Below are 16427 nucleotides of genomic sequence, written 5' to 3'. Positions count from 1 at the left end.
GGAAAACAGGTTGTAACTGACTGAGTACATTGGGAAAATCGGTGTTCGGCGGTCAACTTCGCAATGGAATGCGTTGCTGTCGATAATAACCACTTAAGCGTTGACCAGAATCGCTCAAGGAGCGAAGAACTGGTCAACTGTCAGGGAGATAGCAGTTGCCGTACGACAGTCAGGGATAAATATCGGCAGGAATATGACCAAGTTCAGGCGCGGATAGCAACGTGTTCAGGGGCTGACCAGTGCGTTGCGGTTGCCAAAGAATTGCGGGCATTACAGGGTGATTACAGTGCCCGGATGAGTGAAATTCAGGAAAAAGCCAGAATGCAGGGGCTGGATTCCCTCACGCCGGCAGAAGTGCGGGAATGGGCTGATTTACGGGGTGCGATGTCGAATATTGATGCATCACGGAATTTGGTTCTCCATCGTGCCCAAGTCACCGGCGGCTCAGAAGAAACCACCCAGGAAATCGTGAAGATTATGGGGCAGACGGGAATTGCTGCGTCTGCGGGAGTGGCAGGGGGAGTTGGTAAGGTTGGCGCAAAGGGAGGTAAAGAGAAATATCAGCCAAATCAGGGTGCTGTTGGGAATATGGGAGAGTTTTTCAGGCAGACGGGTTTTGGGAGTCAAGCGAAATCTAACTCACAAAAAACCAGTAAAATGTATGATGGTCAGAGTATTTATCAAGCTTCAAGTGATATTGGAACTCACATCAAAAAGGGTGATCAATTTTATTTGGATGGCGATCATAAGAATCACTTGGAGATCTTTGATAAAAGAGGGAACTTTAAGGTTGTTGTTAACCTTGATGGAACTATCAATCAAGCCAAAACAGACAAGGCTATGGGTAGGAAATTGAAATGAATGGTTTGGATCAAATCAAACGTGCCATCTTAGAACTTTCAAAAATCAATACCGCTGATTTTAAGTTTGTTGATTCAGATTGGAGTATTGATTATCAATTAGATCTTGATAAGAGATTGCAAGAAGACTTAGCTAAATTAGAGACTGAGTTGAATTTATTGACAGATGCAGTTCAAAGAAAAGATATGGTGACGGCCAAGTGTGCTTTAGTTATGGCTCGAGTTATTTCGCTTGATTTATCAAATTTTTTCCTGAATATCTTTGAAGATATTGAAAAAGTTGGTTGGGGTGAACTGTGTGAATTACCTTCTATTCCAGAAAATTACGTAATCCCAGAGCATTACAACTATCCGCTTGATAAATAAACATCAATCCCGGTTTTGTGAACTGCACCCAGATGTTGGACAACGATTTAGCTCTAAAGGTGAAGTGTCATTACGCCGGGACAAAATGGCTTATCAGGTTGAAAAGTCGTGTCGGGACGTTGTTGATTGGGTGTCAAACCGTGCTGGGAAAAACAGGTTGTAACTGACTGAGTGTATAGGGAAAATCGGCGTTCGACGGTCAACTTCGCAATGGAATGCGTTGTTGTGGACAATAACTCTTTAGCGAATGTACTGGCAGCGGCAGAAGGGAGTATCTTGGCCTTGCCATTTTTATCAGGAGTCGCTGTAATAACGAGTCCGATTGGTACGGGAGACAACACAGGTATTCAATATCTTGCTATGGTGGTATTGATTCTAATGATGTTGTTTTTACGTATTGAACTGGTGCATTAACAGCCGAAAATTAATCCCAGTTTTACTAAGTTCTCAGAAGTAAAAGGGAAGCTTAGAATATTAAAAGAGATGTTGCATAGGAAATTACCTGGAATGATTGGTAATGTTGGATTTTCATTTGCAATAGGGGGAGATTCTATTATTCAAGAGGGCTTGGTAGGTTGTCTGGGGATAAAAAATGATAAAAATTAATAGTTTAATAAAGTTTTTCCTATTTAATTGGGGAGATTAAACTAATAAACTAAAATTATATTCTCATTTGAAAATGTATAGATAATAATTCCGGGTTGGAATTTCATAATCTAAGTGGTTTCCATGGTCTTAATTATGAAGATAATAATATATTCATATAGAGTGCTTTGCTCTGATTATTCACCTTATTGTCATATTTAATTAATGATAAAATAGATCGTTAATGACTTTTTTGGTGATATTGAGTGGTTTTAACTCTGTCATATCTCAATGTTATAAATGAATTTTTCACTTCTAATTTTATAATTACTTGTCTTTTATATAGTTAAGTTGGTTGATATTAAGAAAAGATAATACCTGTGATCAGGTTAGCAGAATTATTTAGATGGCTAATAAGTTTAAATGATATATTTGTAATGTATTTATTCAATTGATTATCTATAAAGTTATGCTTGTTTGGGTTTAACTCAATGAACAAGTGCGGTAGCCATTTAATACTATAAGGTAATAAATAATGTTAATAATTAGTATGGTAAATTATAACTCAATACTTTTGTTTTATGATCAATTCATTTCATGATCACGAGTATTAAATTTTTAGGTCTTGGTTAATCATAAATAGGCCAGATATGTATCATCAGTTGCTTAGCGATTTTTAAGAATAGCTGGGTTTAGTGAAATTTCCTATATGCAGCAATAAGTTGATAATACTTATAGAGTTAATATCTATCAGCTAATTGCTTATTTATTTCTATGGATATTTTTATGGATATTTTGAATAGGTTTTCTGACTCCGTTAATAAATTTCCTGACTTAATTGCAATTAAAGAGGGTAAGCGAAGATTAACTTATAGACAACTTGATGCTGCGTCTGATTTAGTTGCTAAATATCTTCAAGAAAATCAATTTACTGAACAGTTGATCGGTTTACATTTGAAATCTTCTATTGAGCTAGTAATTTGTATATTAGGTTCAATAAAAGCAGGCAATGGATATGTCTGTATCGATCCAACTTATCCAGATAATCGAAAGCAATTCGTCGCCGAAAAAGCAGAATTATCGCTTGTGATTACTATCGAGCCTGTCACTTTTGATATTAATAAAGCGGTTTGCTATTCTGAGATTTTAGAACAACGAGATAATTTGCAACAGACGATAATAAAACCATTAACATACGATCTTGCTACGGTTATATTTACATCTGGCTCAACAGGAACGCCAAAAGGCATTATGTTGCGCCAAGAAAATATTGTGAGTTTTGTTGGCACGTTTGTTGATGTCACAGAACAGGACTGTATTGCTCAATTTTCCTCTATTTCATTTGATGCCTTCGTTTTTGAATTGTGGGTGGCGTTATCATATGGTGCTTCAATGTGCGTCGTTGATTCTGAAACACTTCTTTATAAAAACCGGTTTTATGAAACAGCAATTGAAAACAAAATCTCAATGGCATTTATTACCACTGCATTGATTAATAATGGGATTTTAGACCATTTTATTGGTATTGCGTCATTTCGGCGGCTCTATTTTGGTGGTGAAGCTGTTCAGAGAAATGCACTTATACCCGTGTTTAATAAATTGGATTTTGAAATTGTTCACGTATATGGCCCGACAGAAACTACCGTGTTTTGTTTGAAGAAAACATTAAATGAGTTATGGGAGTCTATTCCTTTAGGTAAACCGTTTGCTAATGCGACAGCGATGTTGATTGATGAACAAGGTAAACAAATTACAGAAGCGGGTGTTAAAGGGGAGATTTTAATTGGTGGAGCGGGGGTGTCACGGGGATATTTAGGTGATCCACAGTTGACCCATGCTTCATTTATAGAATTAGAGGGTAAGCGGTATTTTAAAACTTCTGATCTGGCGACACTGAATGAATTTGGGGAGTTTGTATTTATCGGGCGAAAGGGAAATACGGTTAAGCTCCACGGTTATCGAGTCGATTTAAATGAGGTCACTTATGCGATTCAAGCTATCGAGCCGAATGTCATTGCCGAAACTCTGCTGTATTGTGACGATCAAGAGAATCGTTATTTAGTGTCTTTTATTTGTCATGGAAAAATGAGTGAATCTGAGGTCAGTCAGGCATTAAAACAAGTTTTACCTGATTATATGTTGCCTTCACAGATCATTAAGCTGGATGCTTTTCCTGTTAATTTTAATGGAAAAGTTGATAAGGGTAGTTTAGTAAAAATTTTAGATGGCTTTAAAGCAGAAAATAGTGAATCTGAAAGTATTGAAGATCGCGTGTTGAATATTTGGCGCAAGGTATTAGGCAATAGATCGGTTTCCTATGATGATAAATATTTTGAAGTGGGTGGAAACTCGGTATTGTTACTCAAGCTTAAACGTGAATTGGATAAAGAGTTCGGTATTAAAATAAAGATGAATGACCTGTTTTCCAATGCCACTGTGCTTGATCAGGCAAATATGCTCCAGCTTAATATGGATTTACAACGGATTTCTTCCCGTTCACCAGTAGCAGTTAAGGAGATATAAAGAAAAAATATCGGTCTTGATCATGTAAGAATCTCTACCCTCACGTTTAGTAAAAATGAAAAATGCCAGATTAAGAGCCTGTCCTGATAGCCCTATTGAGACAGGCAGTAAAGAGGTTTTTTATTTTATTGATATTAGACGTTCTTTCTATACTCAAGAATATAATTAAATAGGTCTCAAATATGCGTTCATGTGAAAGTCAGCGCTGCGATATTGCGGTTATCGGTATTTCTTGTGAATTTCCAGGGGGACAAAATATAGATGAATATTGGGATATTATTAGTCGCAATATTTGTGTCACTAAGTTGCAAGGGGCACAAAACCAAGGTAATAAAATTGCAGCCGAAGGGATATTGAAGACACCATACTGTTTTGATGCCCACTATTTTAATATCAACCCCAAAGATGCTGAATTCATGGACCCGCAGCTTAGAAAACTGCTTGAACACGCCGTGAAATCACTTCAGGATGCTAATGTCGTTGATAATCTTACTGAAAATAATATAGGCGCATTTCTGAGTGTTGGCGCAAATCACTATCTTCATAATTGCCTGATGAAGGGGGGACACCACGAAGACAAAAATAACCATTATCGATTGGCAATTGGCAACGATAAGAATTGTGTTGCGACTCAAGTCGCTTATCACCTTAATCTTCAGGGGCCCGCCCTGACCATTTCCACAGCCTGCTCTTCCTCACTTGTTGCAATTCATGAAGCATGTAAGAGTTTGCTTGCAGGGGAAAGTCATTGCGCCCTCGCTGGCGGTGCGACGGTATTGACTCCCCATGGCGAGGGATACGAATATGCCACTGGAGGCGTGTTATCAGAAAAGGGTGAGTGCCGCCCTTTTTCGTCAGACAGTGATGGGACGATCCCATCGAGTGGTATCGGAATCGTTGTACTGAAACGATTATCGGATGCCCTTGCGGATCGGGATAACATCTATGCAGTCATCAAAGGCAGTGCGGTTAATAATGATGGAGCAGAAAAAGTCGGTTACACCGCACCGAGTATTCAGGGGCAAGCCAAGGTTATTGAACAGGCATTGGAAAACAGTGCGATATCAGCCAGCGATATTGAGTATATAGAATGTCACGGTACGGGAACCCTGTTAGGTGATCCGATTGAAATTGAAGCATTGGCCTCAGCTTATGAAGGACAACATCGCCAGACTTGTGCGATTGGCTCGGTGAAGTGGAATATTGGTCATACTGATTCTGCGGCGGGGGTAGCTGGGTTTATCAAGGCGGTGTTGTCTCTTAAGTACAATATGATTATTGGCTCTCCTTATTTATCGGAACCTAATCCAGAGCTTGGTCTTGAAACATCACCATTCTATATTCCCAGACAAAATAAACCGTTTCATGGTCAAGAGCCGAAAGTGGCTATTAGTTCGTTCGGTATGGGAGGGACGAATTGCCATCTGATTTTGTCAAAATATTCCGTTAAGACCGAAAGCGTTCATACCGAAAATAAAGATAGCCTGTGTCTTATTCCTTTTTCAGCCAGAAGTAAAACTTCACTCGATCAAAATATTGAGCAGTTGATCCAATTTGTCGACGCGTCGGAATCTTACACGTTAGGGAATATCGCTGGAACATTGATTGGTTGTCGGGCAGAAGAACCAGTACGAAGTTTTGCCGTTGCGAGTTCTCTTGCTGAACTGACAGCTGCGATGAAAACAGAACGGGTAGTTGTTAATGCGCGGGCAGGCGTTGAATTGGTCGTGGCCGTGGAAGGGCAGGGCGATCAGGTTTCAGGTGCAGCAGCGCAGTATTATCAACAGCTTCATCGATTCAGAGAACATTTTGATACCTGTATGGCTCTGTTTTTAGCCTGTGAAGGTATCCCGCAAGATCTGGTTCAGGTTGCTCTGGATACAGAAATGGCGCGTGATATTTCTTCGCAACAGACCCTTTATGCGCAACCTATCCTTTTTTCCACTCAGTATGCTATTGCTCGAATGCTTGAAGAGATGGGACTGCGGTTTGCTGGTTTTATTGGGCATAGTTTAGGCGAGTGGATCGCGGCAGTGATTGCCGGGCTTTGGGATCTGCGAGAAGCGGTCGAGTTAATTGCGTTGCGGGCGGTGGAATTGCAACGATGTCAGGATGGGCAGATGGCCGTTTTCTTCACTGGAGCAGATGTGCTGACGCCTTATCTCAACGGTTCTTTAAGTATTACCGGCTTTAATGGGCCTGCTATGACGGTTGTTGCTGGCTTAGCTGAGGATTTAGCCCTGCTGATGGAATCTTTGCGAGAAAAACGTATTAAATCTAAGCGGTTAAATACTAACAAAGCATTTCATCATCCCCTGATCATGCCGGCAATTGAACCTCTCAAAGCGAAATTGGAATCGATGACATTTCAGAAAGCGTCTGGCTGGTTGTATTCAAATTTAACCGGTGAGCGCATGGCATGGCGTACAGCTTCGACGCCAGCATATTGGTTACAGCAACTATTGAAACCGGTGAAGATGGCGACTGCTATCGAGCACATTAACCCTGAGCGTACGGTTGTAGTGGATTTAGGGCAAAATGGAACCATGAGCCAGTTATTAGCCGCTAATCAGCCTGAATTACGTGAACGTTGTTGTTCGGTGCGGCGCATCACCTGTCTGGCTGAGGTTTATACGCTGATTGGCACTGTATGGGCGCACGGTGCCTCAATAAACTGGCGCACGTTCCTGCCGGAGCATTGGAGTAAGTTGCGTTTGCCAAGCTATGTATTTGATTCAAATGAATACTTTATGGCGCCGACACCATCGACCAGTGCCAGCGTTGCATTGAAAAAGCCGGTTAATCAATGGTTGTATAAAGAAGCGTGGTGTATCGATCCGGTTGGTTCATTTAACAAGACACGGAATCACTTGAGCAGCGAACAAGACGATTGGTATCGGGATGGGGAGGTCGCAATTTATGTCGGTTTTTGGCATAAGACAACGTTAACTCCCCATAAGATTGAAAAGTTTCTTCAAACCGTCAGTACCTTGGGTGATGCGATCAAGCAATGCCACATTTTGGTGCGTTATTCTTCTCTCCCATTTCCTGGTGATCTTGCAGATTGTTATATGGGGGCTTTGGAAACACTGGTTACGGTGTTAAATCAGGAAAATCAGGCATTGAGTACGCGGTTGTATAACATAACCTGCGATTGGAGCTTGGAACAGCTGTTACACTACGATCTTTCAGCGTTATCTCCGAACAGTGAAGTGGTCTATTTTGATGGCGCTCAAGCTTGGACGAAAAAGTATGTCCCATACGCTGGGTCTGATCATCGTCAATATCAATGGCAAGATGACGGCTTTATTCTCATCACTGGCGGGTTAGGTAATATTGGTTTGGCACTCGCCCTTTATCTGACAAGCCGAACTCAGGCCACGATAATATTGATGGGGAGAAAAGGAGCACAAAGTGGTCACCTTGCTTTAAGTGAATTACCTGAATCCATTTCCAGCTCAATTCAAAATCGGTATGCGTTTGATCAGTTAAGGGAAAATCTGAACGTTTATTATGTTTCGCAGAGCATAGAAGATGAAAGTGTTGCTGACGGTGTGATCGCAGGTCTGGTGTCGCAGTTTGGCAAGCTAATGGGTATCGTGCATTGTGCTGGCTATACTGCTGTTGCTGGATTACGCCCAGTTTTGAATGAGACTCAAGATAATATTGAGCGACATTACCAACCTAAGATTTTGGGTACCCAGATCTTGGCTAATATCTGTGAAACGTATCGCCCAGATTTTTGTATTTTGATGTCTTCTATCTCTACATTACTTGGCGGTATGGGGTTGGGTTTATATGGCTATGTGAACGGTTTCATGAATGGCTACTCCTGGTTAAAAAGAGCAGATGCCACGCAGTGGATGAGTATTTCTTGGGATGGTTGGGATTTAAATGATGATCCTACTTTGCCAGCGTCCATCAAGTTGACCGCCATTGGGCGTGATGATTGCGAAGCTATCTTTGATGAAGTTTTTTCTCATCTTCATATGAGCCATATGGTGGTGTCGACTCATTCCCTTGATGACAGGTTGAGTAAATGGGTGAAGGGAGAAAGCGCGACTCACTCTGTGGTGAAGGTTAACCCTACCATAACAGCGGATGAGATCCGCCAAAAGGTACGAGAGATCTTCTGTTCGATACTTGGGGTAACCGATCTGCAAGATCAGAGCAATTTCTTTGACTTGGGGGGACAGTCGGTTCTGTTTACTGAGCTGGCTGCTGAGATCCGATCTTCTCTGGGACTTCAGCTACCACTGCATAAGTTTATTAATGAGCCTACGGTTGACAATATCACCCGGCTTTTGGTCCAGGAAATCACAGCTGGAAACTGGACTAAAATGACCATTAGGGAACCGCTACTCAGTTTGATTGGGGCTTTATTAGGGATTAATGAAATCAAAATGGAAGATAACTTTTTTGATCTCGGTGGAAACTCATTGCTCTTTACACAATTGACCAGCCAGATTAAAGCCCAGTTTAATTTCAATCTCCCGTTACATGAATTTATTAATCAACCGACGGTAAATGCGTTGGCGGATATGATCGTTGGGCAGTCACAATCGCCAGACATGATAAACCATTACGATGTGATACTCCCTGATGATTACCAGCCTCTGACGCCGGTTACTGAACAGCAGAACTCCGTTTATTTGGTGACTGGGGCGGCAGGGTTATTGGGGGTAAATATCGTTATTGCGCTTTTGAAGCAAAGCAATGTCAAGAAAGTGTATGCTTTGGTCAGGGCTGACAATACGGATCAGGCGTATCAAAGGGTACTACGAGAGATTGCCCGTTTCGTCTCTGAGGATAAAATTTCTCTTAATAAACTTCAGGTCTTATGTGGCGATGTGACTCATCCTCATTTTGGCTTGAATGATGACGATTACCGCGCCATTAGTCAGGAGGCCACCGATATTATCCACAATGCTGCTCATGTGCATCACATTCTGGATTACCAATCCTTAAAATCGACCAACACCGATAGCATGGTATCCGTTATTGAATTGGCGGGGACCTATCAAGCAAAACGTATACATTTTATTTCAACGTTGGCCTGTGCATTTAGTTTGAGTGAAAACAATCAATATGAAGAAGTGCTGCCAGATGAGCATGTCTATCCGTTTGGGAAAGCTAATGGTTATGCTCGTTCTAAGTGGGCGGCAGAAAGATTGTTAGCACAAGCAAAAGCGCGTGGTTTCTCGGTAAATGTGATTCGACCTTCCAGTATTGTCGGTGATACCCAAACAGGCATGTTTAATCCCGATAATGATCACTTGTGGCTGTTTATCAAAGGGTGCTTGCAGTTGGGCACTTATCCAGAAATGGAGAATGAGGTCAACATGTCACCGGTGGATTTTGTTGCCAGACTTGTTGTGGCGATATGTCAAAACAATGAGAACAAAGTCTATAACATCCCCAATCCGCATGTGATACAAATGAATGACATCTTTGTTTACCTGAAAAATAGAGGCTATTCACTGATGCCATTGTCCCATGAAGCCTGGGTAGATACGGAGTTGGTAAAGGTAACCAAGGATAACGCGCTATATCCGATTCTCTCTTATTACACTTATCGAGAAGAGGCAGATACGTCGTTACCCCATGATTTGCATAATGTGGAGATCATTAATACCACGACTCTGATCCAACAATCCGAGATTACCTATCCCCATCCTGATGTTTTCCTTGCTGCTTTGGTTGGCTATCTCGAACAGGTGGCGTTTTTCCCATCTCAGCCAATGTGAGTAGAAAATTATCTAATCATAAAGTGTTCCTGATAAAGGCGGGGGCACTTTAGCCAATTTTTGCCGACAATCGAAGAAGAATTATGACTGTACAATCGCATTTCGTCGCTATCGTCGATCAATATCCCGATCAGATTGCTATTGCTGATGACAACCAACGTTTGACTTATCGGGAGCTTGATCAACTCAGCAATCAGGTCGCTAATTTTCTTGAGAAAACAGCAGGCGTGTCATCTCATCCGGTTGCATTGTTCATGGATCGTTCTCTTTCCGCGATTATTGTGATGCTGGGGATATTAAAAGCTGGACGAACTTATCTACCCATTGATACCAGTTATCCAAAGGAGCAATTGGAATTTATTCTTGCAGACAGTCAGGCGGCATGCATGATTAGTGATGCCCCTCTGGCTCTGAATATTCCTTGTTATATCAGTCAGCAAGTTATTGAACATGTTGTTGAAATAGATGTTGATAGGCGTAGCGAAGCTTCTCTTAATCCTGCTTATATCATGTATACCTCTGGCTCTACAGGTCGTCCTAAAGGTGTGATTGTTGGGCATGAGGGAATTAAAAGATTAGTCATCAATGCTAATTATATCAGTTGTACACCTGGAGACATCGTAGGTCATTGCTCTTCAATTGGCTTTGATGCATCGACCCTTGAGATTTGGTTACCACTTTTAAATGGTGGGACGGTTTATGTGATTAAGAAAGAATATTTATTGGATTTTGAGCAGCTTGCTCGGCAGATAGATCTTGGTCAGGTCAAAACAATGTGGTTGACTGTCGCTCTGTTCAATACGTTGTACTTACAGTATCCAAAACTATTCTTATCTTTGAGACGTTTAATTATTGGGGGAGATGCACTCAATATCAGTATCGTCCGCGATTTTTTACACAGCCCGTATTGCCATCTGACGCAATTTTTAAATGGTTATGGTCCGACAGAAAACACCACCTTTACCACGACCTTTGATATCCGGCAATTGCGCCCTGAACACTCCTCAGTACCGATTGGTAAAGCGATCTCAGGCACTCAACTGCTGATTGTAGACGATAACCTAAATCAAGTGATTGATGGCGATGTTGGAGAATTACTGATCGGTGGTACTGGACTCGCTCTTGGTTATACATCACAACAAGAAACTGAGAAGAAGTTTCTTCAACTCGATGGACAAATGTTTTATCGCTCCGGGGACTTGGTGCAACGATTGGAGACTGGGGATCTGGTGTTTGTCGGACGCCGAGATAATGAAGTTAAGATACGAGGGCTACGGATAAATCTGTCTCAGATCGAACTGTGTTTGACTCAGATGGATGATGTGCAGGTGGCTTATGTGCGCCCAGATAAACAATTGGGACAAGAAGGGCTGGTGGCTTATGTGCAATTGGTTACTGCTCATCCTGAAGATGCGGCAACTGTGACAACACATATTAGAGCTCGCTTGTCTCGTGCATTGCCTGCTTATATGATCCCTAACACTATTGTGATCGTTGATAAAGTGCCGTTGACGCGTAATGGCAAAGTCAATGTTGCTGCTTTGGCTGAGCAATATGCGATATCTGAACCAGCAATATTTGCATATTCAACACCGATGGAATACGAAGTTGGCCAAATTTACCAATCGGTGTTGCGGCCAAATAAAATGCAGGTAACCGTAGATCACAGCTTTTTTGAGCTTGGTGGTAATTCGCTGCAAATATATCAAACGGTCAATCTTATTCAGCGCCGCTTGAAAGTTACTGTGTCAGTTAAGGAATTCATTGAAAACAACACTATCGCTGGTTTGGCGGCATTATTAGAGAGTCGGATTATTGATGTTGAACAGGATAATCCTGCGATGCAACCGATAACCACAGGGATGCGGATAGCGTTGTCGCCCGCACAGCGAAGGTTATGGTTTATTGAATCGCTTGAGCATCCAGTTTCGCCGAATTTACTGACATTTGGCTATCAGATTACAGGCAATCTCCTTCCTGATGTTATCTCCCATGCTTGCCACACGATAGTGGAGCACAATATTGCGTTGAGATGTGCTATTTCGCTTTATCAGGATGAGTTGTGCCAACAAATTGTGAACCCATACGCTAACTTTGATTTCATTCAATTGAAAACGCCAGATGAGTGGCGCTCGCTGTTTTTGGATGAAGCAAAACGGCCTTTCGATCTGGCTAAAGGAGATGTCATTCGATTCAGGCTGGTTGAAATAGGAGCACATGACTACCTATTTTTCATTTATGCCAATCATATTGTGGTTGATGGATGGTCAATTAGCTTGCTTATTGAACAGTTGTCAAACGCATATCACCTGCATTTGAACGGAAATGCGGGCGAAGCGTCGCGGGAAGAGAGAGGCGATTATTGGGGGGTAACGCGAAATTTACTCAATTTTCGCCATTCTCCTGTATTTGCTCACGCCAGAGATTTTTGGGTGCAATATTTAGATGGCTGTCACACTGAAAACCTTCTGCCTGTTACGCAAGTTGCGATGACTCACGAGTTAGAGCGTGAGACTTTTAGTTGTCACAATTTGGTCTGTGATTCATTTAATGTGGAGCAAACCCGTTTGTTTGAGCGGTTTGCCGCTACTCATAATGTGACGCTTTTTACATATTTATTGACTCTGTTTAGCCAGTCATTGGCAGAATTTGCCGCCGTTGAAGAGTTATTACTTGCCGTCCCTACGGCAAATCGTGAAGGTTGTTCAGATGTGGTGGGAATGTTTGTCAATACTCTGCCGATTCGCATTTCATATGATAAAAACACGGATTTAGCCACCCGATTGCAGAGTGTTAGCGATAATCTTAAGCAATGTATCAGCCATTCTTCTGTCTATTTGGATGAGATTAAACAAACATTATCCACGCAGAAAGTAGACGCGAATATTGATGTGCTACAAGTGGGGATAGCATTACAAAATACCGGACACGATAGTGTGCTGATGTTGCCAAATTGTGACTCTCAGCGGCTTGAGCTCCCTGTGCTTGCGTCTCAATTTAGCCTCTTTTTACACTGTAGTTACGATCAAGGGGAGTTAATTTTTAAGTATGAATTTGATAGTGCGCATGTGCAGCGTTCATACGTTGATACGATTGCAGCATTAATGAAACGCGCTATTTTGAACACGATTGAATCTGATCAGCGTGAAGTTAAACCCGCATATCCTGCTGCCGTGTCTGCATTAAGGTCGCCAGCGCCGATCTTAGGGACGTTAACTCAACGGTTCTTCAACATTGTTGAGCGATTTAGCGATTGTACCGCGGTATTAGAACCGGATTGCCAAATGACCTATCGCCAATTGTGCAGGCAAATACAGGTAGTGCGGGAAGTCTTTATACAGCATGGTATTGAGTCAGGGTGTCGAATTGGGGTACAACTCACGTCGTCGATACAATATATATACAGTTTGTTTGCTATATTGCACCATGACTGTAGTTTCGTGCCATTAGATGTCAGTTATCCAAAAGAGCGCTTAGATTTCATTCTGCAAGACTCCGGTATTAAGTCTGTTTTGCTGCCAACGGCATTAGTTGATGGTGAGGAAGATGTTGTACCAATAACGTCTGAATTGAGCCTGAAAATATTGGGATCTTCTCCGATACCAATCAGCCCAGATGAAGCGTGTCTTTTGTACACGTCAGGTTCGACAGGTGTTCCCAAAGGTGTACAAATATCTCATCAATCCCTGCTGAGATTGTGTGTGGAACCCAATTATCTCGCTGTTTGCCCAGCGGATCGTTTTCTTGTGGCGTCATCAGTTGCATTTGATGCGTCACTTTTTGAGATCTTTGTTCCGCTGCTAAATGGGGCCAGTTGTGGAATTATCACTAAAGCCGATGTATTGAATTATCCTGTTTTTGAACAAATATTGCAGGATATGGCGGTTAATACTGCCTGGCTGACCGTCTCCTTATTTAATGACATCTATACAACTCAACCAGGTATTCTGGAGCACTTTGATAATCTCATCATTGGCGGAGATGCGCTTAATATTTCGCTGGTGAGGAGTTTCATCTCTGGTCCGCATAATAAATTACGCCAGTTTATCAATGGCTATGGTCCAACAGAATGCACAACGTTTTCCACTTACTTTAATATTCTGAATTTATCTGCGACGGATAATAGTGTACCGATTGGTAAAGCAATTAATCACACGACAGTCTATGTGATGGATGACGCGGAGAATATTTGTCAGCCGGGACAAATCGGTGAAATTTATATTGGTGGCGTTTGGTTGAAACCGAACTACCATAATCGGGACGAACTAAATCGGCATCAGTTTGTTATTAATCCATACTGTCATGTTGATGGGGTACAGATTCTTTATAAAACTGGGGATATGGCAAGATATAAACCTGACTTTAATATTGAATATATTGGCCGTAAAGACAAGATGGTAAAAGTCAGGGGACATCGAGTCGAATTAAATGGGATTAATGCCGTAATCTGCCAACATCCACAGATTAAAAACGCAGTAGTGCATGTTGATGAGAGTCAGGGGCAAAAACGGATATGTGCTTATTTGGTTAAATCTGATAAAGATGCCGATAATGTTCAGGTTCGTGCTGAATTGAACGCCTACTTAACGATCAAACTTGAACCTTACCAATGTCCTTCATTATTCGTGTTTCTTGATGAAATACCGTTAACTGTCAATGGCAAAGTGGATTACCGGCGACTGAAGCCATTACCAACATCAGTGAAATTATCAGCAACTCTGCCGCGAACGCCTGAGGAAGAATTTCTATTTAAAACCTGGGCTAAAGTATTAGGGCATGAGGAGATCGGTATATTTGATAATTTCTTCCATTTGGGCGGACATTCTCTATTGATACCAAGGATCATTGCTCAATTAGAATCTAATTATGGCTGTAGCGTAACCTTGTCTGATTTTCTTGCCAACCCAACTATTAGCACTTTAGCCGGTAAGTTAGGTAATAAGCACGACAACGGAACCTATCCAACTTTACAAAAAAGCGCACAGAAATTATACGTGGCGACAGAGTCACAATTGAATTTACTTTTTTCTCATGAGCTCGCTGAATATAAGGCTCTTTATAACATTCCGTATGCCAGGGTATTTTCTCCTGCTTTGGAGGTTGATCGAGTATCCTGTTCTATTCAGGCATTGATTGAGTTAGATAGAACACTTTCGGCGGCACTTGTTTTTGATGATGATGAAACACTCTGTCTTCAGCCTCACCAATATACCTGTGCGGAGATGAAAACTTGGCAAGTTAAAGATCTCGATTCTGCACAATTGTTATGTACTGAACTTGCGGAATATCAATTTGATCTATTGGCTGAGCCATTAGTTAATTTCCACTATATAGACATTGAAGATCAAGATACGTCGGTATTGTTCATTAACATCCACCATATTATTGCTGATGGACAAAGTATAGATGTCATCTTTAAGCACATCGTTGAACACTATTACCAGCAGACGACAGAATTTCCACCATCGTTAGATTATTGCGATTATATCCAAAGTATGGGTTCTAAATGTATGCCGTCGCAAGCTATCGAATTCTGGCAAGAAAGACTGATGGGATATCATGGTGTGGCGACATTAAAACCCAGTAAGGAGAGAACCTGTTTACCCGTTCCTCTGGGCTATCAGAGTCGTTTTAACCTGCCCATAACGTATGTTGAACAACTAAAAATGATAGCCATGCAGAGTCAGGCGTCTTATTTTGAGGTGCTGTGTGCGATCTACCAAATGAGTTTTCAAAAGGTCGCGGCACAAGCTGATGTTGTTATTGGATTTCCTTATTCTGATCGAATAGAGCATGGGATTGTTGATAGGATCGGTTATTTTGTTGAAATTGTGCCGTTGCGATGCACTGAAGGTTCGATTACACAACCCTACGACTCGATTAAGAAAACGGTTCAGGAGATCAGAGCGAGCATCAAACACCGAGTTTCCTCAATCCCAGCATTAAGCCAGAAGTTGGGGATACCAAGATATGATTATTACTCTCCTTTGATTCAAAATGTTTTCTCTTTCCATCGTGGAAATAGAGACGAGAAATATGGCAAGACGCTTGAGCTTACTAGTCCATATTGTCGTTTCGATACTGTTTTCACTGCGACATTATTTGATGATGAATTAGTACTAATAATAGAATGCAGCCAAGATCTTTATTCGAGTGATATGCCGTTAGTGCTATTTAACAGTTTTAAAGGCGTATTGGATGATATGATATCGGTTAATTTCTATCATGGAAAACATATCGCAGAAGGGATAGTGACTGCTGAACTTGGTACGAAAAACGAATTAACTATATGAATTTAAAAACAAAGCAACTTGGATAGTAGCGCTATAGAGTGGTTCAAAACCAA

The 16427-nt window shown here is 41.5% G+C and carries 6 protein-coding genes; all 6 read left to right on the top strand.

The genetic code is table 11. The features are described from left to right. Window positions 1-63 precede the first annotated feature (63 nt). The 6 genes from BDD30_RS24270 to BDD30_RS14865 all read left to right on the top strand — a co-directional run bounded on the left by BDD30_RS24270 (window position 64) and on the right by BDD30_RS14865 (window position 16374). On the top strand, window positions 64-861 hold the full coding sequence (locus tag BDD30_RS24270) for a hypothetical protein (protein WP_012776642.1): 798 nt from the start codon (window positions 64-66) through the stop codon (window positions 859-861). Then, entirely contained in the window at window positions 858-1226 is a 369-nt protein-coding gene (locus BDD30_RS14885; RefSeq protein ID WP_012776643.1) for a hypothetical protein, read from the top strand. Before BDD30_RS24270 ends, BDD30_RS14885 begins: the two co-directional genes overlap by 4 nt. 225 nt (window positions 1227-1451) lie before the next feature. Beyond that, window positions 1452-1640, top strand: coding sequence for a hypothetical protein (locus BDD30_RS14880; protein WP_041381504.1), 189 nt, complete (start codon window positions 1452-1454; stop codon window positions 1638-1640). Between the two features lie 957 nt (window positions 1641-2597). Next, entirely contained in the window at window positions 2598-4334 is a 1737-nt protein-coding gene (locus tag BDD30_RS14875) for a non-ribosomal peptide synthetase (RefSeq protein WP_012776644.1), read from the top strand. 182 nt (window positions 4335-4516) lie between these two features. Further along, window positions 4517-10081 carry a type I polyketide synthase gene (locus BDD30_RS14870; protein WP_012776645.1) on the top strand — a complete coding sequence of 1855 codons (5565 nt, stop codon included), beginning with the start codon at window positions 4517-4519 and terminating at the stop codon, window positions 10079-10081. An 83-nt stretch (window positions 10082-10164) separates the two neighbouring features. After that, the gene (locus tag BDD30_RS14865; RefSeq protein ID WP_012776646.1) at window positions 10165-16374 is read left to right on the top strand and encodes a non-ribosomal peptide synthetase; all 6210 of its coding nucleotides are present in this window, start codon (window positions 10165-10167) and stop codon (window positions 16372-16374) included. The last annotated feature ends 53 nt before the right edge of the window (window positions 16375-16427 follow it).

This window comes from Photorhabdus asymbiotica (assembly GCF_003634575.1).
GTDB lineage: Bacteria > Pseudomonadota > Gammaproteobacteria > Enterobacterales > Enterobacteriaceae > Photorhabdus > Photorhabdus asymbiotica.
This window is presented reverse-complemented; position numbering and strand designations above follow the sequence as displayed.